Annotated in this window: 20 protein-coding genes and 1 pseudogene; 9 read left to right on the top strand and 12 right to left on the bottom strand. The window is 72.5% G+C overall.

Annotated elements, in window-relative coordinates; translation table 11 throughout:
* The 3 genes and pseudogenes from AB4039_RS13930 to AB4039_RS13920 all read left to right on the top strand — a co-directional run.
* Positions 1-741: pseudogene (locus AB4039_RS13930) on the top strand (glutamyl-tRNA reductase); the annotation flags it as partial.
* Complete coding sequence (gene hemC / locus AB4039_RS13925; protein ID WP_266839756.1) at positions 738-1,706, top strand: hydroxymethylbilane synthase; 969 nt, start codon at positions 738-740, stop codon at positions 1,704-1,706. The pseudogene AB4039_RS13930 and the gene hemC, both read left to right, overlap by 4 nt.
* Positions 1,703-3,370 carry a uroporphyrinogen-III synthase gene (locus AB4039_RS13920; RefSeq protein ID WP_266839755.1) on the top strand — a complete coding sequence of 556 codons (1,668 nt, stop codon included), beginning with the start codon at positions 1,703-1,705 and terminating at the stop codon, positions 3,368-3,370. The genes hemC and AB4039_RS13920 overlap by 4 nt, the downstream gene beginning before the upstream one ends.
* A gap of 146 nt (positions 3,371-3,516) precedes the next feature.
* Here AB4039_RS13920 and AB4039_RS13915 read toward each other — a convergent pair whose 3' ends face one another.
* Positions 3,517-3,762 carry a DUF397 domain-containing protein gene (locus AB4039_RS13915; RefSeq protein WP_266839754.1) on the bottom strand — a complete coding sequence of 82 codons (246 nt, stop codon included), beginning with the start codon at positions 3,760-3,762 and terminating at the stop codon, positions 3,517-3,519.
* Positions 3,759-4,583 (bottom strand): helix-turn-helix domain-containing protein, encoded by an 825-nt coding sequence (locus AB4039_RS13910; protein WP_442270845.1) that lies wholly within the window; start codon positions 4,581-4,583, stop codon positions 3,759-3,761. Before AB4039_RS13910 ends, AB4039_RS13915 begins: the two co-directional genes overlap by 4 nt.
* 112 nt (positions 4,584-4,695) lie before the next feature.
* On the opposite strand from AB4039_RS13910, the gene AB4039_RS13905 reads away from it, so the two are divergent.
* The 5 genes from AB4039_RS13905 (at position 4,696) to AB4039_RS13885 (ending at position 7,266) form a co-directional block, all read left to right on the top strand.
* A complete protein-coding gene (locus AB4039_RS13905; protein WP_442270844.1) occupies positions 4,696-5,109 on the top strand; it encodes an ATP-binding protein in 414 nt (137 codons plus the stop codon).
* A gap of 42 nt (positions 5,110-5,151) precedes the next feature.
* Positions 5,152-6,153 (top strand): porphobilinogen synthase, encoded by a 1,002-nt coding sequence (gene hemB / locus AB4039_RS13900; RefSeq protein ID WP_266839751.1) that lies wholly within the window; start codon positions 5,152-5,154, stop codon positions 6,151-6,153.
* A gap of 87 nt (positions 6,154-6,240) precedes the next feature.
* Positions 6,241-6,591: a hypothetical protein gene (locus tag AB4039_RS13895; RefSeq protein ID WP_442270843.1), complete on the top strand. Its 351-nt coding sequence runs from the start codon at positions 6,241-6,243 to the stop codon at positions 6,589-6,591.
* Between the two features lie 58 nt (positions 6,592-6,649).
* Entirely contained in the window at positions 6,650-6,922 is a 273-nt protein-coding gene (locus AB4039_RS13890) for a DUF1876 domain-containing protein (protein WP_030232177.1), read from the top strand.
* Between the two features lie 71 nt (positions 6,923-6,993).
* Positions 6,994-7,266 carry a DUF1876 domain-containing protein gene (locus tag AB4039_RS13885; protein ID WP_442270848.1) on the top strand — a complete coding sequence of 91 codons (273 nt, stop codon included), beginning with the start codon at positions 6,994-6,996 and terminating at the stop codon, positions 7,264-7,266.
* 232 nt (positions 7,267-7,498) lie between these two features.
* Here the strand turns inward: AB4039_RS13885 and AB4039_RS13880 are convergent, their stop codons facing one another.
* From AB4039_RS13880 to argS, 7 genes are all read right to left on the bottom strand, one after another.
* Positions 7,499-8,296 (bottom strand): VOC family protein, encoded by a 798-nt coding sequence (locus tag AB4039_RS13880; protein WP_442270847.1) that lies wholly within the window; start codon positions 8,294-8,296, stop codon positions 7,499-7,501.
* 118 nt (positions 8,297-8,414) lie between these two features.
* Entirely contained in the window at positions 8,415-8,915 is a 501-nt protein-coding gene (locus tag AB4039_RS13875; RefSeq protein ID WP_266839745.1) for a hypothetical protein, read from the bottom strand.
* Positions 8,912-9,421, bottom strand: a complete 510-nt coding sequence (locus AB4039_RS13870) for a sigma-70 family RNA polymerase sigma factor (RefSeq protein WP_266839744.1) — start codon at positions 9,419-9,421, stop codon at positions 8,912-8,914. The genes AB4039_RS13875 and AB4039_RS13870 overlap by 4 nt, the downstream gene beginning before the upstream one ends.
* Positions 9,418-9,852 (bottom strand): DUF3995 domain-containing protein, encoded by a 435-nt coding sequence (locus AB4039_RS13865; RefSeq protein WP_442270842.1) that lies wholly within the window; start codon positions 9,850-9,852, stop codon positions 9,418-9,420. The genes AB4039_RS13870 and AB4039_RS13865 overlap by 4 nt, the downstream gene beginning before the upstream one ends.
* Before the next feature lie 88 nt (positions 9,853-9,940).
* Positions 9,941-10,477, bottom strand: a complete 537-nt coding sequence (locus tag AB4039_RS13860) for a hypothetical protein (protein WP_266839742.1) — start codon at positions 10,475-10,477, stop codon at positions 9,941-9,943.
* A gap of 139 nt (positions 10,478-10,616) precedes the next feature.
* Positions 10,617-12,164: an alkaline phosphatase gene (locus AB4039_RS13855; RefSeq protein WP_266839741.1), complete on the bottom strand. Its 1,548-nt coding sequence runs from the start codon at positions 12,162-12,164 to the stop codon at positions 10,617-10,619.
* 173 nt (positions 12,165-12,337) lie between these two features.
* A complete protein-coding gene (gene argS / locus AB4039_RS13850; RefSeq protein ID WP_266839740.1) occupies positions 12,338-14,107 on the bottom strand; it encodes an arginine--tRNA ligase in 1,770 nt (589 codons plus the stop codon).
* Positions 14,108-14,308: 201 nt separating this feature from the next.
* On the opposite strand from argS, the gene lysS reads away from it, so the two are divergent.
* Positions 14,309-16,036: a lysine--tRNA ligase gene (lysS, locus tag AB4039_RS13845; protein ID WP_266839738.1), complete on the top strand. Its 1,728-nt coding sequence runs from the start codon at positions 14,309-14,311 to the stop codon at positions 16,034-16,036.
* Positions 16,037-16,116: 80 nt separating this feature from the next.
* Here the strand turns inward: lysS and AB4039_RS13840 are convergent, their stop codons facing one another.
* The 3 genes from AB4039_RS13840 to AB4039_RS13830 form a co-directional block, all read right to left on the bottom strand.
* Entirely contained in the window at positions 16,117-17,445 is a 1,329-nt protein-coding gene (locus AB4039_RS13840; RefSeq protein ID WP_266839736.1) for a DUF2637 domain-containing protein, read from the bottom strand.
* Positions 17,446-17,543: 98 nt separating this feature from the next.
* Positions 17,544-18,359 (bottom strand): DUF3558 family protein, encoded by an 816-nt coding sequence (locus AB4039_RS13835; RefSeq protein WP_266839735.1) that lies wholly within the window; start codon positions 18,357-18,359, stop codon positions 17,544-17,546.
* A 123-nt stretch (positions 18,360-18,482) separates the two neighbouring features.
* A complete protein-coding gene (locus AB4039_RS13830) occupies positions 18,483-19,385 on the bottom strand; it encodes a DUF3558 domain-containing protein (RefSeq protein WP_266839734.1) in 903 nt (300 codons plus the stop codon).
* Positions 19,386-19,534: the final 149 nt, after the last annotated feature.

Below are 19,534 nucleotides of genomic sequence, written 5' to 3'. Positions count from 1 at the left end.
GCCGACGCCGGCGCCGCGCGGACCATCGCGCCCGCGCCGGCCGCCACCGAGCCCGAGGGCTGCCCGCTCGGCCCGGACGCCCCCGCCGGGGACGGACGCTCCGCGCTGACCGGGGTCGACGCCACCTCCCTCGAACTGCACGGCACCTGGGCCGACCAGGGCGAGGCCGCCGCCCAGCGGCAGCCCCGCCGGACGGTCCGCAGCAGCGTCGACGGCACGGCCGTACGGCTGGCGCTGCTCGACCTGGCCATGCCCCGCGACATCGACGCCGCCGTGCACCGCATCCCCGGGGTGCGCCTCGTCGACATCGAGAGCCTCGCCGAGGCCTCGGCCGACGCCCCGATGGCGGCCGACGTCGACGCCGTGCGCACGATCGTCGCGGACGAGGTGGCCGCCTTCGGCGCCGCCCAGCGCGCCGCGCACATCACCCCCACCGTCGTCGCCCTGCGGGCGATGGCCGCCGAGGTCGTCGCCATGGAGGTGGCACGGCTCGACGGGCGGGTACCCGACCTCGACGAGCGCCAGCGGGCCGAGGTCACCCAGACCGTGCGCCGCGTCGTCGACAAGCTCCTCCACGCGCCGACCGTGCGCGTCAAGCAGCTCGCGAGCGAACCCGGTGGCGCCGGGTACGCCGAAGCGCTGCGCGAACTCTTCGACCTCGACCCTCAGACGGTGGAATCCGTCAGCCGGGCGGACGCGGCCGATCCGAAGAACGACGACGACCCAGGACGGGCATCATGAACACACGTCCCGACCAGCCCCTCAGGCTCGGCACGCGGCGCAGCAAGCTGGCCATGTCCCAGTCCGGGCACGTCGCCGAGGCGGTCCGGGCGGTCACCGGCCGTCCGGTGGAGCTCGTGGAGATCACGACCTACGGTGACGTGTCCCGCGAGAACCTCGCCCAGATCGGCGGCACCGGGGTGTTCGTCACCGCGCTGCGCGACGCACTGGTCCGCGGCGAGGTCGACTTCGCCGTGCACTCGCTGAAGGACCTGCCGACCACCCAGCCCGACGAGCTGGTCATCGCGGCCATGCCGAAGCGGGAGGACCCGCGCGACGCGCTCGTGGCACGGGACGGCCTGACCTTCGAGCAGCTGCCCGACGGCGCCCGCGTGGGCACCGGCTCGCCGCGCCGCATGGCGCAGCTGCACGCGTACGCCCGCAGCCTGGGCAAGCGCATCGAGACCGTCGCGATCCGCGGCAACGTCGACACCCGCATCGGATTCGTGCGCGACGGGGAGCTCGACGCGGTCGTGCTGGCCGCCGCCGGACTGAACCGGATCGGCCGTGGCGACGAGGCGACCGACCTGATGTCGGTCGACAACATGCTGCCCGCGCCCGGCCAGGGTGCCCTGGCCGTGGAGTGCCTCGCGTCCGACGCGGAGCTCGTCGCCGCGCTCGGTGAGCTCGACGACCCGCACACCCGGGCCGCCGTGACCGCGGAACGAGCCCTGCTCGCCGCCCTGGAGGCCGGCTGCAGCGCCCCCGTGGGCGCGCTCGCCGACCTTCTGGCCGACGGGGAGATTGTCAATGAAATGCGCCTGCGCGGTGTCGTCGGAACCCTCGACGGAACCACGCTCGTGCAGCTGTCCACCACCGGTCCCGTGCCCCAGTCGTACGACGAGGCCATGGCGCTCGGCCGCGAACTCGCGGACGAGATGCTGGCCAAGGGCGCGGCCGGTCTGATGGGGGAGCGATCCCTTTGAACCCCTCAAGCCCCACCACCTCCGCTTTTCCGGCCGTCGCCGCGCACGGGCTCGTCACCTTCCTCGGTGCCGGCCCCGGCGACCCGGGTCTGCTGACGCTGCGCGCCGTGGAGGCGCTCGTCGCCGCGGACGTACTGATCGCCGAGCCAGAGGTGCTCGACGTCGTACGGACCCACGCGCGCGCGGGCGTCGACACGCCGCAGCTGACGGTCGCTGACGAACTGTCAGCCGCCGCCGGGGTCCCGGTGATCCGCGACGCCGCCAATCTTGTCATGGAGGCCGCGCGCTCCGGCAGGCGGGTCGTCCGTGCCGTCACCGGCGACCCGGGGCTCGACGGGAACGCCGCCTCCGAGATGCTGGCCTGCGCCCACGAGGGGATCCCCTTCGAGGTGGTGCCCGGTGTCGCCACCGCCGTCGGCGTGCCCGCCTACGCGGGTGTGCCGCTGCGCGGCGAGCGGGGCGCCGACGTCCGCTTCGTCGACGCCCGGCACGCCTCGCAGCGCTGCTGGAGCGAGGTGGGCACCAGCGAGTGCAGCGTCGTGGTCTCCGCGACCCTGGAGACCGTCTCCGCCGCCGCCGCCGAGCTGGTGTCGGCCGGCCGCAAGCCGGAGACCCCGCTGACGGTGACCGTGGGCGGTACGACGACCCGGCAGCGGACCTGGAGCGCGACCCTGGGCACCATCGCCCAGGTGTTCAAGCAGGGCAAGGTGCTCCCCTCCCCCGAGGGCGCGCGGCCCGTCATAGCCGTGGTCGGTGAGCAGGGCGCCGCCGCGCGGCGCGAGGAGCTGGCCTGGTTCGAGTCGAAGCCGCTGTTCGGCTGGCGGGTCCTCGTACCGCGCACCAAGGAGCAGGCCGCTTCGCTCTCCGACCAGCTGCGTTCCTACGGCGCGGTGCCCCACGAGGTGCCGACCATCGCCGTGGAGCCGCCGCGCACCCCGCAGCAGATGGAGCGGGCGGTCAAGGGCCTGGTCACCGGCCGCTACGAGTGGATCGCCTTCACCTCCGTCAACGCGGTCAAGGCGGTGCGGGAGAAGTTCGAGGAGTACGGGCTCGACGCGCGTGCCTTCGCGGGCATCAAGGTCGCCGCCGTCGGCGAGCAGACCGCCGCCGCGCTGGTCGAGTTCGGCGTGAAGCCGGACCTGGTGCCGAGCGGCGAGCAGTCGGCCGCCGGGCTGCTGGAGGACTGGCCGCCCTACGACCCGGTCTTCGACCCCATCGACCGCGTCTTCCTGCCGCGCGCCGACATCGCCACCGAGACCCTGGTGGCCGGGCTGATCGAGCTGGGCTGGGAGGTCGACGACGTCACGGCCTACCGGACCGTGCGCGCGTCGCCGCCGCCGGCCGACACCCGTGAGGCGATCAAGGGCGGCGGCTTCGACGCCGTGCTGTTCACGTCCTCGTCGACCGTGCGGAACCTGGTCGGCATCGCGGGCAAGCCGCACAACGTGACCGTCATCGCCTGCATCGGGCCGGCCACCGCCAAGACGGCGGAGGAGCACGGCCTGCGCGTGGACGTGCTGTCGCCGGAGCCGTCGGTCTCGAAGCTGGCGGAGGCGCTCGCCGCGTACGGCGAGGCCCGCCGCGAGGCGGCGAAGGAGGCCGGCGAGACGGTCTCCCGCCCGAGCGAGCGCCGTCCGGGCGCCCGTCGCCGTCGTACGACGTGAGCGGCTTAGACGGGGCCGGCCCGTTACGGGACGCGGGGAAGGGGCCCGGGTGCACAGCGCACCCGGGCCCCTTCCCTTTTCCCGTTGCCCGGTCGCCCCGGCCCGGCGAGGACCACCGCCGGGGGGGCTGGGCGGGGAGGAACCGCTCAGGAACGAACCCACCGGGTGAGCCCGGCCCACGCGGCGGGGGCGAGGGCGAGGACCGGCCCGTCGGAGACCTTGGAGTCCCGGACGTGGACCGTGTGGGTGCAGGTGCAGGTGGCGACCTCGACGCACTGGCCGCCTTCGTCGCCACTGTAGGAGGACTTCCGCCAGGAGAAGGCGACCTCAAGGCACTGGCCGCCTTGGTCGCTGCTGTAGCTGGACTTGAACCACTTCAGTGGGGTGCTCATGCCTCTCCTAGCAGCCGGTCCAACAGGCCCTTCGTCTCAGCGAAGTTGAGGGCCTGTGACCGCAGCATCGCATACTTCTGGRAAAGGATGCTGACCTCATTCGGGTCGCGCACGAGCACACTGCCGCGCTGCGTTTCCGAGTAGGCGAGCCGCTGGTAGTCAGGGGTTTCGAGCAGGGTGAACGGGCCTGAGAGACCGGCGTGGGTCTCCATGCGCATGGGGAGGACCTGGAGAGAGATGCCGGGGGAGTCGGCGCAGCTGCGAAGGTGATGCAGCTGCTGCCTCCACACGGCGTCGCCGCCGAGCCGGTCGTGCAGGACGGGCTCCCACATGACGAAGCTGAGCGTTGGCGGTGTGGGGCGGTGCAGGATCCTCTGACGCTTCATCCGAAGGGAGGTCTGCAGCTCTATCTTCTCCTCGCCGAGGTACGGGACGTGGCATCCGAACACCGCACGGGCGTACCCCTCCGTCTGGAGCAGGCCAGGAATGATCAGCGTGTCGTACCAGGACAGGGCCAGGGCCTCCCGTTCCCGCTCCATGTACTCCTCCGCCCAGGCGGGGATCATGTCGACCTCCGGCATCCYGTTCGCCGCGACCGTCAGGAGGCCGGGCAGGCCGAGGGCGCGGTCCATCTTCTCGGCGACGTTGGGCATCAGGACGCGCCTGCCCTGTTCGATCGAGGCGACGGTCTCGACGTCGATGTGGAGCGCTTCGGCGAGGACGCGCTGGGTCATTCCCTTGGCGACGCGGGCGGCGGCGACCAGCGCGCCGACCATCTTCATCGCCGTCTCGTTCGGCCGGGGCCTCTTGCGTGGTGGCATGCCTGTGAACTCCCCGCGTACGCATGCGAGATACCGGTACCAACCCGTACTCATGAAGGAGTACGGGTTCTTCGTCTCCGCCACGCTAGTCACGCACCGCGACGATCGCTCCGTGAACGTGGAAATCCATCCGGCCCTGCTGCGCGAGCGGTACTTCCCCCGCAGCCCCCAATCCGTCCGCCCTGCCAGGGAGTTCACGGCGGAGACACTTCACGCGTGGGGTGTCACATACCGTCGGGACGACCTGTTGCTCTGCGTGAGCGAGCTGGCGACCAACGCCCTGCTGCACGGGGTGCCGCCCGGCCGGTACTACCGGGTGCGGCTGATGCTCTTCGACGGGGCCGTCCGGGCGGAAGTGCACGACAGCGGGGGCGGGCGGCCCCGGATCGCGGACCGGGACCCGGGGGCCGAGGGCGGGCGGGGGCTGCTGCTGGTGGCCGGGGTCGCGGACCGGTGGGGGGTCACGCCGAGGATGCCCGGCAAGGCGGTGTGGTGCGAGTTCGGGGTGCGGACGGCGGGCCCCTAGGCTTGGGGGGACTGCTGTCGATGCTCGAAGAGGCGACTGAGAATGAGCGCGTACGGATCCTTCCCCGGCTCGCGGCCCCGCCGGCTGCGCACCACCCCGGCCATGCGGCGGATGGTGGCGGAGTACCGGCTGCACCCCTCGGACCTGATCCTCCCGGCGTTCGTCCGGGAGGGCATCACCGAGCCGCTGCCGATCTCGGCGATGCCGGGCGTCGTCCAGCACAGCCGGGACACGCTGCGGAAGGCCGCCGTGGAGGCGGTCGAGGCGGGTGTCTCGGGGATCATGCTGTTCGGCGTACCGGCCGACGAGAACAAGGACGCGCTCGGCACGGCGGGCACCGAGCCCGACGGCATCCTCCAGGTCGCCATCCGCGACGTGAAGGCCGAGGTCGGCGACGACCTCGTCATCATGTCCGACCTGTGCCTGGACGAGTACACCGACCACGGCCACTGCGGGGTGCTCGACGAGCACGGCCGCGTCGACAACGACGCCACGCTGGAGCGGTACGCGGAGATGGCGCAGGTCCAGGCCGACGCGGGCGTCCACGTGGTGGGCCCGAGCGGCATGATGGACGGCCAGGTCGGCGTCGTCCGCGACGCCCTCGACGAGACCGGGCACGAGGACGTCTCGATCCTCGCCTACACCGCGAAGTACTCCTCCGCCTTCTACGGGCCGTTCCGCGAGGCCGTCGGCTCCTCCCTCCAGGGCGACCGCAAGACGTACCAGCAGGACCCGGCGAACGCCCGCGAGTCCCTGCGGGAGCTGGCGCTGGACCTGGAGGAGGGCGCCGACATGGTCATGGTCAAGCCCGCCGGTCCGTACCTGGACATCCTCCACCGGGTCGCGGAGGCCGTGGACGTGCCGGTGGCGGCGTACCAGATCAGCGGCGAGTACGCGATGGTCGAGGCCGCCGCCGAGAAGGGCTGGATCGAGCGGGACCGGGCGATCCTGGAGTCCCTCCTCGGCATCAAGCGGGCGGGCGCCGACACGATCCTCACCTACTGGGCGACCGAGGTCGCGGGCTGGCTGCGCGAGACCCGCTGAAGGCGCTGAGTGCGCTGAGTGCGGCGCCGGGCCGGGATGAGTACGGACACTCATGCCGGCCCGGCGCCGTCCCGCTTGAGTGGGGGCATGGACACCACCGCCCCCGCCGAGCGCGACCGCCGCGCGTACGTCGCGCCGCTCCTCTCCACCGTGCTGACCCTGCCCGCCGCCGCCGTCACCCTGTTCTTCGCGGGGATCTCGCCGATGGCCTGCGACTCCTGCGAGGAGGCGGCCTCCGACCGCTTCGACGCGAGCTTCGGGCCCGCGTGGACGGTGTTCACGGGCGGGCTGGTCCTCGTACTGCTCCTGCTCGTGGCCTGCTGGGCGCTTCCGTGGAGGCACGGCAACCGGGCGCGGCGGGTGGCGCTGGCGCTGGCGGCGCCGGGAGCCGTGGTGCTGAACGTGATCGTCTTCGCCGCCATGGTCGACTGGCCCTAGCGGGGCGGGAGGAGCAGGCTGGGGGGAGAGGCGGCACGGACTGTGGAGGTGATCCGCCATGCCCACACTCGCAGGCTGGCACGTCGAGATGGAGTTCACCGAGGACGGCCACCGCACCAATGCGGCGGCCCTGCTGAGGCTCGCCGACGGTTCCGAGGTCAGGGCGCGCGGCTACGCGATGCGGCACCCGTCCGACCCGGAGCAGTTGCGGGTCGGTGAGGAGATCGCCGGAGCGCGGGCCCTGATGGACCTCGCGGGCCAGCTGCTCCAGAAGGCCCACGGGGAGATCGACGAGGCGACGGGCCGGCACTCGTACCCGCTGACCGCGTGACCGCCGAGCGGTGCGCGCCGCAGGAGGCCGCTCGCCAGGGTGACGCGGCGGCGGCCACGGAGGTGATCGTCATGAAGGACACCGTCGGATGGCACGTCGACGTGCGGTTCCAGGAGGACAACGAACGCACCCGCGCCGCCGCCCTCGTCCGGCTGCCGGACGGGAGTGAACTGCGCTCGCACGGCTACGCGAGCCGTCACCCCAGTGACGGCAATCAGCCCAGGGTGGGCGAGGAGCTCGCCGCGGCCCGCGCGCTCAACGATCTGAAGGAGCAACTGCTCACCAAGGCGCACGACGAGATCGACGGCGCGTCGGGGCGCACGTCCTACCCGATCGAGCGCTGACCGGTTCCGGAGGGAAGGGGTCAGCGCGGCGGTCCGGACGTGAGGACGTCCGGGCCGCCGTCCGTCCGACGGCCGTACGGGCGGGATCCGCGGCGCCCGGGCGCGCCCCACGATGATCAAGTACCCCGTGGTTCCCCGGTTGCCCCGTCCCGCCGTTGTCGTGGGTGCGGGGAACTCCCCCGCACCCACGGGCGTTTCACGGTCCGGCGGGTCGAGGCCCCGGGGGCGGGGGTCAGGCCGGCTGCTCCTGCATGGTGGCCTTGATGATCGAGAACGCTCCGCCCTGCGGGTCGGCGAGGACGGCCATCCGGCCGGCCGCCATGTCGAAGGCGGGTGCGAGGACGCTGCCGCCGGCGCGGACGGCGGCGTCCTGGACCTCGTCGACGCTGTCCACGCTGAAGTACGCCTGCCAGTGCGGGGGCACGCCCGGCGGGAGCTGGGACAGGTCCATCATCCCGCCGACCGCGCGGCCGGCCACCTGGAACTCGATGTACCCCTCGGCGCCGGGCATCTCGGAGCGGGCCGTGGTGACGGGCAGGACCGAGGAGTAGAACGCGGCGGCGGCCGGCAGGTCGGGGGTGGTCAGCTCGTTCCAGATGAGCGCGCCGTGCTCGTTGACGATGCCCGCGCCGTCGAAGGTGCCGGGCTGCCACAGGCCGACGACGGCCCCGGTCGGGTCGGCGATCACGGCCATCCGGCCGAGGTCCATGACGTCCATCGGGCCCATCATGACCGTGCCGCCGGCGTCGGTGACGGCCTTGGTGGTGCCGTCGATGTTGTCGGTGGACAGGTAGGTGGTCCACACCGTCGGCGGCAGCGGGTCCGGGACGGTGCCGTCCGGGTTCATCGCCTTCATGATCCCGGCGACCGGCTTGCCCTTGAGGGTGCAGACGGCGTACCCGCCGGTCTCGGCCGGTCCGACCTCGCCCTGCCAGCCGAAGAGGTCGCAGTAGAAGTCGATGGCCGCCTGCTGGTCGGGGACCATCAGGTCGATCCAGCACGGGGTGCCGGGCTTGTAGGGGCCGTTCATGTCGGGCACGGATGCCTCCGGGTGGCGCTCGGGGGAAGGACGGGCCGACCCCTACCCGGCCCCGGCGGCGGAAATCGGGCCGAACGGGTGAACGGGGCGCGCCCGGTGGCGCACGGCCTTACCCGCCCGGCCGGGGCGCCGCGGTGCGGACCAGGGCCGCCAGCCGGTGCGCGGCCTCGTCCAGTTCGCGCCGGGTGGCGAAGGGGACGACCGCCGCCCGGGTGGGGACGCGTACGCCGCCGGTGAGGGCGATCCGGGTGGCGGCCGGGTCCGGGGCGGGGGCGGCGGCGAGGCCGACGATCAGGAAGCGGCTCTGCAGCCAGCACCAGCCGGGTCGGGCGAAGCCCCGCAGGTGGGCGCGGAAGCCGTACCGGCCGCGGGCCAGCGCCTCGAAGCGGCCGCCGTCGGCGTCGGCGTCGGCGCGTACGACGCGGACGCGGTGGAAGTCGGGGAGGAAGCCGAGGGCGGCCATGACCGGCCAGACCTCCTCGAAGGGGGCCTGCACCACGTGCTCGGCGACGTGCGCGCCGCGCACGGCGGCCGCCATGACGCGCAGCCGGTGCACGGGGTCGATCCCGGGGGCGGGCGCTGCGGGGGGCGGGAGGGTCGGGTCGGTCACGCGGACCACGCCTTTCGGAAGCTGGTACGGGCCCGGTGCAGGCGGGACTTTGCGGTGCCGGCCGGGATGCGCAGGAGGGCCGCGGCGCTCTCCTCGTCCAGGCCGTCCACGTCCCGCAGGACGAGCACGGCCCGGTGTTCGGGCGTCAGGCGGGCCAGGACGTCGTCGATGTCGGCGGCGAGCTGCGGATCGCCCCCGGCCGGTACGTCGTCCAGCTCGGCGGGCCGCATCCGCGCCGCCCGCCGGGCCACCCGTACCGCTTCCCGTACGGACAGGGCCCGCACCCAGCCGTACAGGGCCTCGGGATCGCGCAGCGACCGGAGGGCGGTGAACACGGCCAGCAGCGCCTCCTGCGTGGCGTCCGGGCCGTCCGCGAGGGCGATCGGGGTGCAGATGCGGGCGATGTACGGGGTCAGGTGGTCGAGCAGCGCGTGCAGCGCGAGGGTGTCGCCGGCGCGGGCCGCGCGGACCAGCGCGACCCCGCGTTCGCGGTCGGCGGGGTTCACCTGGCGCGGGCCAGCCGGGCCGCCGCCCAGCCGAAGCCGAGGCAGGCGGGCGTGTACAGGGCGAGGTTGAGGGCGTGGAAGGGGCTGTCGGGCGGGCTGGGGAGGAGCCCGGCGGCCCAGCCGAGGCCCGCGAGGCCCCGTACGGCGAGCCCCGCGGCCACCGCGCCCGCGACGGCCCGGCTCACGCGCCCGCCGCGCCCGTACCCGTGGGCCAGGACCCCCGCCCCTGCGGCCAGCGTGAGCGCGGCCAGGGGCAGGACGACGGGCGGTCCGAAGGACACCTCGGTGCCGAGCACGGCCAGCGACAGGGTCCGCTCGTCGGGGGCGGGCCAGGTGGCTCCGGTCGCCCAGTACAGGTGTGCCAGCCCGTCGACGGCCAGCAGTCCGGCCACTGCGACGCCCGCCCGGCGCCGCGATCTGTCCTCGTCCATGGTGTTCCCCCTCGGTGTACCGGTTGCCGACACACCGAAGAGGCGGCGACCCGGGGAAACGTTCCCTGTGACGCGCGTCACGCGGCGGCTACTCGTTGACCAGGACCGGGATCGAGAGGACCGCGCCGGCCGGGGTGCCGGTGAGGTGGTCGGCGGGGACGGTGAAGTCGATGCCGTCACCGGTCGCGCGCGGGCCGGTGTGGGGCGCTCCGGCGTGCCCCTCCTCGCCCTCCTCCTCGTGGTGGAAGGTGCCGGTGCCCAGCAGGTGGCCCTCCGCGTCGTAGTACGCGGCGGTGATCTCCAGGGCCAGGGTGTCGCTGACGTCGGAGCTGATGGCGATGTGCCCGGTGACGGACGGCGTGCCGGGGGTGAGGCGCAGGCCGGTCGCCTTCACGCGGTCGGTGAACGGGCCCTGCTGGACGCGGACTTCGCCCGCCGTGGGCGCCGGGGTGAGGACGGCGGCCGGGGAGGGCGCGCTGCGGGGGGCGGGCAGGGCCACCGGGGAGGCGGCGGTGGCCGGGCCCTCGACGGCGGCCGGAGTCCCGGCACCGGAGCAGCCCGTGACGAGCGCGAACAGGGCGGCGGCGGCCGTGGCGGCGGCCGCGGCGCGGGGGAGGTACGTCATCGGAAGTGCTCCTGGGGAGGCCGGGAAGGGGCCGGCCGCCAGGACGGCGGCCGGGGCCCGCCGGGGAGGCCGGGACGGGGCCGGGAACGACGGCGGCCGGGGCCGGGGGAGTGCGCCCCCGGCCCCGGCCGCCAGGGGATCAGTGCTGCTGCGGGGAGCGGCCGAACAGCGAGCGGTACAGCTTGCCGTACAGCTCGGTGTTGATCTGGCTCGTGGCGAAGGCGTTGCCGTTCGGGCCGTAGGCGAAGATCGGCACGTCGGCGCCGGTGTGGTTGCCCGACAGGTAGGTCAGCCACAGGCTCGCCTCGGGGCTGCCGTCCTTCACGTTCGCCGGGTCGTCGGGCGTACGGAAGGTGGCCGGAGCGAAGTTCTTCGCGTCACCGGAGCCCGCGCCGTTGAGGATGCCACTGGAGCGGACCGGGTCCTTGGCGCCCGAGGCGGCACGCGAGGGGACGCTGTTGTTGGCCGTGTTGCCGGCGTCCGTGTTGGCCGGGGGCGCGACGGCCTCGGCGTTGGTGTAGGTGCCCTTCTCGATGATGTTGAAGCCGGCGCACTCGTGGTCCGCCGTGACGACCACGAGGGTGTGACCGTCCTTCTTCGCGAACTCGTAGGCGGCCTTCACCGCGTCGTCGAAGGCCTTGACCTCGGCGAGGGTCTGCGCGGCGTCGTTCGCGTGCGAACGCTTGTCGATCTGGGCGCCCTCGACCTGGAGGTAGAAGCCCTTCTTCGACTTGTTGCGGTCGTACGACCCGCCCTGCTTGCGGTCGTTCAGGAGCTGGATCGACTTGCGGGTCATGTCCGCGAGCGAGGGCTCCTGCTTCTGCGGGGCGTCGGCCGGCAGGGCGGCCTTGTTCTGCTCCACCGTCAGGTTGCCGCGGTTGAAGAGGCCGATGACCTTCTTGCCGCCCGCCTTGTCCAGGTCGGACTTGGTGGCGACCTTCTGGCTGGCGGCCGTCTGCGCGGGCAGCGCCGGGTCGCCGAAGCTGCCGAGCACCTGGTAGCCCTGGGCCTGGAGGGCCTTCTGGTCGTCCGGCTCGAAGCGGGCGAGACCGCCGCCGAGGATGACGTCGGCGGTGCCGTTGCGGGCGATCTGCTCGGCGATCGGCGTGATCAGCGTCTTGTCCGCCGGGGCCTGCTCGTAGCTGCCGTCGTCCTTCTTCGGGAGGCAGGCGGCGTCGGAGTAGACCGGGCCCTGGCAGCCGCGCAGCAGCGCGTGGCTGAACTGGGCGGCCGGGGTGGCGTCGGTGATCTCGGCGGTGGAGACGTTGCCGGTGGCGAAGCCGGCCGCGTGGGCCTGCTCCATCAGCGTGGCGACCTTCTTCTCGTACGCGTCCACGCCGATGGCCGCGTTGTAGGTCTTCACGCCGGAGGCCCAGGCGGTCGCGGAGCTGGCCGAGTCGGTGACCAGGGCCGGCTTCGCGCTGTTCTTCTCGACGGCGTAGGTGGCGACCGCGCCCGTGTTCGGGAGGGTCTCCATGGTGAGCTTGCCGGTGGCGCCCACGTAACGGTCGCGCGCGGCCGTCACGTGGGTGCGGCCCATTCCGTCACCGAGCAGGTAGATGACGTTCCTGATGTCCTGGTGCGAGTCGCTCTGCTGGGGTGCGGAGTTCGCGGTGACGGCGGTGCCGGCGGCCACGGCGCTGGCCAGGGCCAGGACGGTGAGCGTCTTCAGCGGTCTGCGGCGCATGTGCGGGAGATCCCCCTCGGGTGTTCGGCACGATCGGGCCGACCGTAGGAGGGCCATGTGAACGGGACACCACCGCCGGGTATTTTCCGGCCGAATACGAAGGGGGCATGACAGGACGGCGCAGCGCGACGGCCCCCGGCGCGGTCGCGCCGGGGGCCGTCGGGCGGTGTCGGTCAGAGCTTCTCGGGGGTGCGGATGCCCAGGAGGGCCATGCCCTTCGAGAGGGTGCGGGCGGTCAGCTCGCACAGGAACAGGCGGTTCTCGGCGACCACGGGCTCCGGCTCCGGCTTGATGACCGGGCACTGGTCGTAGAACGTCGTGAACAGCGAGGACAGCTGGTAGAGGTACGCGGCCAGCTTGTGCGGGGCGTACTCGGCCGCGGCCTCCGAGAGCAGCTCGCCGAAGCCGTCCAGGTGCAGGCCCAGCGCCCGCTCGGACGGGGCCAGCTCCAGCTCCGGGTGCGCGACCGGGCTGCGGTCGCCCGCCTTGCGCAGGATGGAGCGGATGCGCGCGTACGCGTACTGGAGGTAGACGGACGTGTCGCCGTTGAGCGAGACCATCTGGTCCAGGTCGAACTTGTAGTCGCGCGCCGCGGAGGTGGACAGGTCGGCGTACTTCACCGCGCCGATGCCCACGTACCGGCCGTTCTCGACGATCTCCTCCTCGGTCAGGCCGACCTTCTCGGCCTTCTCCCGGACCACCGAAGTCGCCCGCTCGACGGCCTCGTCGAGGAGGTCCACCAGCCGCACCGTCTCGCCCTCACGGGTCTTGAACGGCTTGCCGTCCTTGCCGAGGACGGTGCCGAAGGCCAGCTGGACGGCCTTGACCCCGTCGTTCAGCCAGCCGGCCCGGCGGGCCGTCTCGAAGACCATCTTGAAGTGGAGTGCCTGGCGGGCGTCCACGACGTAGATGAGCGTGTCGGCCTTCAGGCTGCCCACGCGGTCGCGGATCGCGGAGAGGTCGGTGGCCGCGTAGCCGAAACCACCGTCGGACTTCTGAACGATCAGCGGGGTCGGGTTGCCGTCCGGACCCTTGTACTCGTCGAAGAACACGCACAGCGCGCCGTTGGAGCGGACGGCGACGCCCGAGTCCTCCAGCAGCTTGCAGGTCTCCGCGAGCATGTCGTTGTAGCCGGACTCGCCGACCACGTCCGGGTCCCTGATGTCCATGTCCAGCTTGTTGAAGACGGAGTAGAAGTAGATCTTCGACTCGTCCACGAACCGCTGCCACAGGGCCAGCGTCTCCGGCTCGCCCGCCTGGAGGTCCACCACCCGCGCCCGCGCCCGCGTCTTGAACTCCTCGTCGGAGTCGAAGAGCGCGCGCGAGGCCTTGTACAGCCGGTTCAGGTTGGACATGGCCTCCTCGCCGGAGACCTCCTCGTCCGACTTGTGGTCCAGCTCGTGCGGGTGCTCCAGCAGGTACTGGATGAGCATGCCGAACTGGGTGCCCCAGTCGCCGATGTGGTGACGCCGCACCACCGTCTCGCCCGTGAACTCCAGGATCTCCACCATCGCCGCGCCGATCACGGCGGACCGCAGGTGCCCGACGTGCATCTCCTTGGCGACGTTCGGCTGCGCGTAGTCGATCACCGTGGTGCCCGCGGACGGCGACAGCGGCACGCCGAGGCGGTCGTCGGCGGCGCGGGCCGCGAGGGTCTCGACGATCGCCCGGTCGGTGATCGTGATGTTGAGGAAGCCGGGGCCGGAGACCTCGATCTCCCGGATCAGGTCACCCGTCGGGATGCCCTCGACCACGGTCGTCGCCAGCTCGCGCGGGTTGGCCTTGGCCTTCTTCGCGAGCGCCAGGATGCCGTTGGCCTGGAAGTCGGCCCGGTCGCTTCGTCGCAGCAGCGGGTCGGTCGCACCGGCCTCCGGCAGGGCGGAGGCGAGGGCGTCCGCGACGCGCTGTTCGACGGAGGAAGCGAGGGAGGGGACCGAGGCCATGAGCTGCCGTTCCTGTGAGTCGGTTGATGCGTGTCGAGTATCCCACGGAGCGCCTGTCCACATCCCGGGATTTCCCCGCGGCGGCGGCCCGCCGCGCCTCCTCCCCGACGGAGGCGCAGGACCCGCGCAGGCAACCTCGGAGGGCCCGCTTCCGTCTGGGAGAATGGCGGTAGCCAGCATTTCGAGATAGAAGGACGTGTCGTGGCTCAGAGCAGCACCGAGACCGACTGGGTCTCCCGTTTCGCGGACGAGGTCATCGCTGAGGCGGAGCGCCGAGCACCCGGCAAAGCCGTCGTCGTCGCGTCCGGACTCTCCCCCTCCGGCCCGATCCACCTGGGCAACCTCCGTGAGGTCATGACCCCGCACCTGGTCGCGGACGAGATCCGCCGCCGGGGCATCGAGGTCCGCCACCTCATCTCCTGGGACGACTACGACCGCTACCGCAAGGTCCCGGCCGGCGTCCCCGGCATCGACGGGTCCTGGGCCCAGCACATCGGCAAGCCGCTGACCTCCGTGCCCGCCCCGGCCGGCTCCGCGTACCCGAACTGGGCCGAGCACTTCAAGGCGGCCTTCGTCGAGGCCCTCGCCGAGATGGGCGTCGAGTACGACCCGATCAGCCAGACCGAGCAGTACACCTCCGGCGCGTACCGCGAGCAGATCCTGTTCGCGATGAAGCACCGCGGCGACATCGACGCCGTCCTCGACCAGTACCGCACCAAGCAGAAGCCGGGCGGCAAGAAGCCCCAGCAGAAGCAGGTCGACGAGGCCGAGCTGGAGGCCGCCGAGGGCTCCGGCGCCGCCGCCGAGGACGACGGCAGCAGCGCCGAGGGCGGCTACTTCCCGTACAAGCCCTACTGCGGCGAGTGCGGCAAGGACTTCACCAAGGTCACCGCGTACGACGACGAGAGCACCGAGCTCACCTACGTCTGCACCGAGGACGAGTTCACCGAGACCGTCAAGCTGAGCGAGTTCAACCGCGGCAAGCTGGTCTGGAAGGTCGACTGGCCCATGCGCTGGGCCCACGAGGGCGTGATCTTCGAGCCCTCGGGCGTCGACCACTCCTCGCCCGGCTCGTCCTTCCAGGTCGGCGGCCAGATCGTGCACATCTTCGGCGGCGAGCAGCCGATCGGCCCGATGTACGCCTTCGTCGGCATCAGCGGCATGGCCAAGATGTCCTCCAGCAAGGGCGGGGTCCCCACCCCGGCCGACGCGCTGAAGATCATGGAGCCGCAGCTGCTGCGCTGGCTGTACGCGCGCCGCCGCCCCAACCAGTCCTTCAAGATCGCCTTCGACCAGGAGATCCAGCGGCTGTACGACGAGTGGGACAAGCTGGAGGGCAAGGTCGCCGACGGCACCGTGCTGCCGGCCGACGCCGCCGCGCACGCCCGCGCCGTCCGCGTCGCCTCCCACGAGCTGCCCCGCACCCCGCGCCCGCTGCCCTACCGCACCCTCGCGTCGGTCGTCGACATCACCGCCGGGCACGACGAGCAGACCCTGCGCATCCTGACCGACCTGGACCCGACGCAGCCGCTGACCTCCCTCGACGAGGTCCGCCCGCGCCTGGACCGCGCCGAGAACTGGATCACCAGCCAGGTCCCGGCCGACCAGCGCACCCTCGTCCGCGAGGCCGCCGACACCGAGCTGCTGTCCTCCCTCGACGAGAACGGCCGCGAGCAGCTGCGCCTCCTCCTGGAGGGCCTCGACTCGCACTGGTCCCTCGACGGGCTCACCACCCTCGTCTACGGCGTGCCCAAGGTGATGGCCGGGCTGGAGCCCGACGCCAAGCCGACGCCCGAACTCAAGATCGCCCAGCGCGAGTTCTTCGCCCTGCTCTACCGCCTCCTGGTGACCCGGGAGACCGGACCGCGCCTGCCCACCCTGCTCCTCGCCGTCGGCGCGGACCGGGTGCGCAAGCTGCTCGCCGTCTGAGGCACCCCGCGGCGTACCGGCCGTACGGAAGGGCCCCGCACCCCCTCGGGGGTGCGGGGCCCTTCCGCGTGCCAGGACGATCAGGCGATGTGCTCGTTCTCCAGGTCGCGCTGGTAGCGCTGCTTCAGCTCCGGCATCAGCCGGCTGATCGTGCTGAAACTGCGCGGGTGCGCGATGCCGTGCCGGTCCGAGAGGTATATGTCGACCTGCTCGGGGCTCGGGACCTTGCCGTTCTCCTCGATGTACGTCCGGAAGACCTCGTACGCCGCCTCCGCGAACTTCACCTCGTCGAGGTCGGCCCCGGAGTCGTCGACCTCCTCGTCCGGCAGCAGCTGCTGCGACGGCTTCCGGGACGGCTCCTGCTCCAGGAGCTCCTCCGGGCCGGACGGCGGCATGACCGGGGTCGGCTCCAGGCCCTCCACGTACTGCGGGTTGTAGCCGCCCTCGTACGCCGCCTGCGGGGCCAGCGGCGCCGCGAACCAGGCACTGTCGTGCGCCGCCGGCATCGCGGTGGGATCCACCGCGAACGCCGGCGGGGCGTGCGTGACGGGGGGCACCGCCGACGGGCCCGCGCCCGGAGCCGACGCCGGACCCGCCTGCTGCGGAACCAGCACCTCCGCGGCCTTCGGGCCGGCCGCCGCCTCCAGGGCCGCGGTCTCCGGGGCCGCGGTCTCCGGGGTCGCCGCCTCCAGGGCCGGGGCCGCCGGGCCCGCCGGGGGCAGCAGCACCGGCTCGATGCCCGCCGCCACCAGCCCCTCCGGGGCCGTCTGGGACAGGGGCACGCCGATCCGGGCCAGCCGCAGCGGCATCAGCGCCTCCACCGGCGCCTTGCGCCGCCACGCCCGCCCGTACCGGGCCTGCAGCCGCGCCTGGTAGATCAGCCGGTCCTGCTCCATGCCGACCGCCTGCTCGTAGGAGCGCAGCTCCCACAGCTTCATCCGGCGCCACAGCTTGAAGGTGGGGACGGGCGAGAGCAGCCAGCGGGTGATGCGGACGCCCTCCATGTGCCGGTCCGCGGTGATGTCCGCGATCCGGCCCACGGCGTGCCGGGCCGCCTCGACCGTGACCACGAACAGGATCGGGATCACGGCGTGCATGCCCACGCCCAGCGGGTCCGGCCAGGCCGCCGCGCCGTTGAACGCGATCGTCGCCGCCGTCAGCAGCCACGCCGTCTGGCGCAGCAGGGGGAACGGAATGCGGATCCACGTCAGCAGCAGGTCCAGCGCCAGCAGCACGCAGATGCCCATGTCGATGCCGATCGGGAACACCAGCGAGAAGTTGCCGAAGCCCTTCTGCAACGCCAGAGCGCGCACCGCGGCGTACGATCCCGCGAAACCGATGCCCGCGATGACCACGGCACCGGCGACCACGACACCGATGAGTATCCGGTGCGTACGAGTCAGCTGCATCGCGGCCACCCGCGACCTCCCCTTGTCGAGCTACGGCAGGCACAGCGTACGGGTGACTGCGCGTCACCCGTTCCCTAGGGCCCCTTACCGCCCGGCACCTACTGCTGCGGGGAAGCGGAACCCGACGGCGAAGCCGAACCGGAAGGCGAAGCGGAACCGGACGGGGCCTGCTCGGGAGCGGCGTCGCCCTTGTTGGCGGAGTCGACCGCGTTCACCGCGTCACGGGCCGCCGCGACGGCGTCCTGGAGCAGCTTCGCCTGGTCGGGGGCGCCGGCGCCCTCGTAGGCGGCACCGTTGTAGTCGAGCGTGACGACCACGTTGTGGGTGCGGACCACGAGGGTGGTGTTGAGGAAGTCGACGTCCTTCTTCACCCCGTACGCGACCGAGGAACCCTGGTCGCCGATCCCGCCGGCCTGCTCCACCTTGACGTCGTGCGCGCCCTCGACGGTCTTCGCCAGCTCGATCTGCTTGTTGTACTGCTCCTCGGCGCGCTTGTCACCGCTGCCGAGCGTGGCGTGCGAGTCGTAGCGGACCAGGGAGACGGAGAGCCAGCGGTACTGCGAGCCCTTCACGCCGTCCGTCTGCAGGCCGTTCCAGGAGCAGCTGGCCCGGTTGGCGAGGTCGTTCGACTTCGCGGCCGTACCGTTCTTCTCCTTCGCCTCCGGAACGACCGAATCTATGGTCTTCGACGTGATCGCCTTGCAGGGGTCGGGCAGCTTCGCGAACGCCACCTTCTCCAGGGCGGCCGAGGCCTTCGAGCTCGGCTTGGCGGACGAGGAGGCCGAAGACTTCTTGCCGGAATCCGAGCCCGAGGACTTCTCCGAGTCGGACGAGCACCCGGCGGCGGTGAGGATCACCGGGACGACGGCTGCGCAGGCGAGAACACGGGTGAGACGCGAGGCTGATCGGTGCATGGTTCCTTCAGACGTTGGGGACTTCTTACGGGCGCGGGACCCGGGCAACGGTAGCCCGACCGGGCGCCCGCCTGCTGTGCGCGCCGTCACGACGGCCCCGCACGCCCTCGCGGGGCGGGGGCCTCACTCGTTGAAACGCTCGGCCAGGGCCTGTGCCAACTGGCGCGTCTTGTCCTGCGTTTCCGCACTTGAGGGGAGTGTGCCGGGTCCGGACGGCTGCACGCTGTACTCGACGGTGACGAGGACGTTGGAGGTGCGGAACACAATCCGCACGGTGCGCGACTGGGCGGCGCTGGCCCCGGCCGGGCTCAGCTTGTCGTCCAGGTACGCCTCGTTGCCGAGCCCTTCCAGAACGCGCGAGCCGAGCTCGGGCGCGGTGGTGGGGGACGCCGGGGCGGAGGGCGAAGCGGAGGCGGGGGCGGAAGCGGAGGAGGGAAGGGCGGAGGGGGAAGCGGAAGGCTGGGCGGGGGTCTCGGCGGCGCCGGGGGCGGTGCCGGGGGTGCTACCGGGGGTGGCGCCGGGGGCGGTGCTCGGGGAGGGGGAGCCCGTGATGCCGGGGAAGGGCAGGTGCGCGTCCGTGAGGCGGCGTACGAACACCGTGTGCGCCTTGTCGTCGTCGCTCGCGGCGGCCCGGTCGTACGAGACCACGCGCTCGAAGGTGACCGACAGCAGCAGGGTCCCCTCGGGCGCCTGCGCGTTCCAGCGGCAGCCGACGTGCCGGTCGCCGTCGAAGGAGGGCTCCGCGGTTCCGGCGTAGAGCTGCTCGCGCTGCTGGGTGGTGAGGGAGTCGGAGGCCGGGAGCATGGCCTTGAGGCGCTTGGCGTCGGCGGCCTTGCAGGGCTGTGGCAGGCTGCGGTACTTGCCGGGCTGGGCGGGCGCGGTGGTGCTCCCGCCGCCCTTCTGGTCGCTGGTGCTCCCGATGCCGTTGCCGTCGGTGCATCCTGCGAGACCGGTCACGCCGGCCGCGAGTGCGGTGATCATCGCGATCCCGGGCAGGACCCGTCGGCGTACCGCCTTGCGCTCCACGTCCACTGGCTCCCTTGGTCCCCTCGGGAAAATCCGTTGCCGCGACTCGGACACGGATGGACACAATGTCTATCGCACACGCTGGTGCCGGCGCCGGTTCCCTGACTGCTTTGGGGCGATGAGCGAGGCTTTTTGCGTATTCCGAACTT

Origin of the sequence: Streptomyces sp. M-16 (assembly GCF_052114405.1) — a bacterium.
Taxonomy (GTDB): domain Bacteria; phylum Actinomycetota; class Actinomycetes; order Streptomycetales; family Streptomycetaceae; genus Streptomyces.
The sequence above is the reverse complement of the archived record's forward strand: the minus strand, read 5'-3'. Positions and strand labels throughout refer to the sequence as shown.

What these genes read in the sequence shown, in the direction of transcription:
- hemC (WP_266839756.1), top strand. Translation starts at nt 738, where the DNA reads ATGAACACACGTCCCGACCAGCCCCTCAGGCTCGGCACGCGGCGCAGC.
- AB4039_RS13915 (WP_266839754.1), bottom strand. Translation starts at nt 3,762, where the DNA reads ATGAGCACCCCACTGAAGTGGTTCAAGTCCAGCTACAGCAGCGACCAA.
- hemB (WP_266839751.1), top strand. Translation starts at nt 5,152, where the DNA reads ATGAGCGCGTACGGATCCTTCCCCGGCTCGCGGCCCCGCCGGCTGCGC.
- AB4039_RS13895 (WP_442270843.1), top strand. Translation starts at nt 6,241, where the DNA reads ATGGACACCACCGCCCCCGCCGAGCGCGACCGCCGCGCGTACGTCGCG.
- AB4039_RS13890 (WP_030232177.1), top strand. Translation starts at nt 6,650, where the DNA reads ATGCCCACACTCGCAGGCTGGCACGTCGAGATGGAGTTCACCGAGGAC.
- AB4039_RS13885 (WP_442270848.1), top strand. Translation starts at nt 6,994, where the DNA reads ATGAAGGACACCGTCGGATGGCACGTCGACGTGCGGTTCCAGGAGGAC.
- AB4039_RS13880 (WP_442270847.1), bottom strand. Translation starts at nt 8,296, where the DNA reads ATGAACGGCCCCTACAAGCCCGGCACCCCGTGCTGGATCGACCTGATG.
- AB4039_RS13865 (WP_442270842.1), bottom strand. Translation starts at nt 9,852, where the DNA reads ATGGACGAGGACAGATCGCGGCGCCGGGCGGGCGTCGCAGTGGCCGGA.
- AB4039_RS13860 (WP_266839742.1), bottom strand. Translation starts at nt 10,477, where the DNA reads ATGACGTACCTCCCCCGCGCCGCGGCCGCCGCCACGGCCGCCGCCGCC.
- AB4039_RS13855 (WP_266839741.1), bottom strand. Translation starts at nt 12,164, where the DNA reads ATGCGCCGCAGACCGCTGAAGACGCTCACCGTCCTGGCCCTGGCCAGC.
- argS (WP_266839740.1), bottom strand. Translation starts at nt 14,107, where the DNA reads ATGGCCTCGGTCCCCTCCCTCGCTTCCTCCGTCGAACAGCGCGTCGCG.
- AB4039_RS13840 (WP_266839736.1), bottom strand. Translation starts at nt 17,445, where the DNA reads ATGCAGCTGACTCGTACGCACCGGATACTCATCGGTGTCGTGGTCGCC.
- AB4039_RS13835 (WP_266839735.1), bottom strand. Translation starts at nt 18,359, where the DNA reads ATGCACCGATCAGCCTCGCGTCTCACCCGTGTTCTCGCCTGCGCAGCC.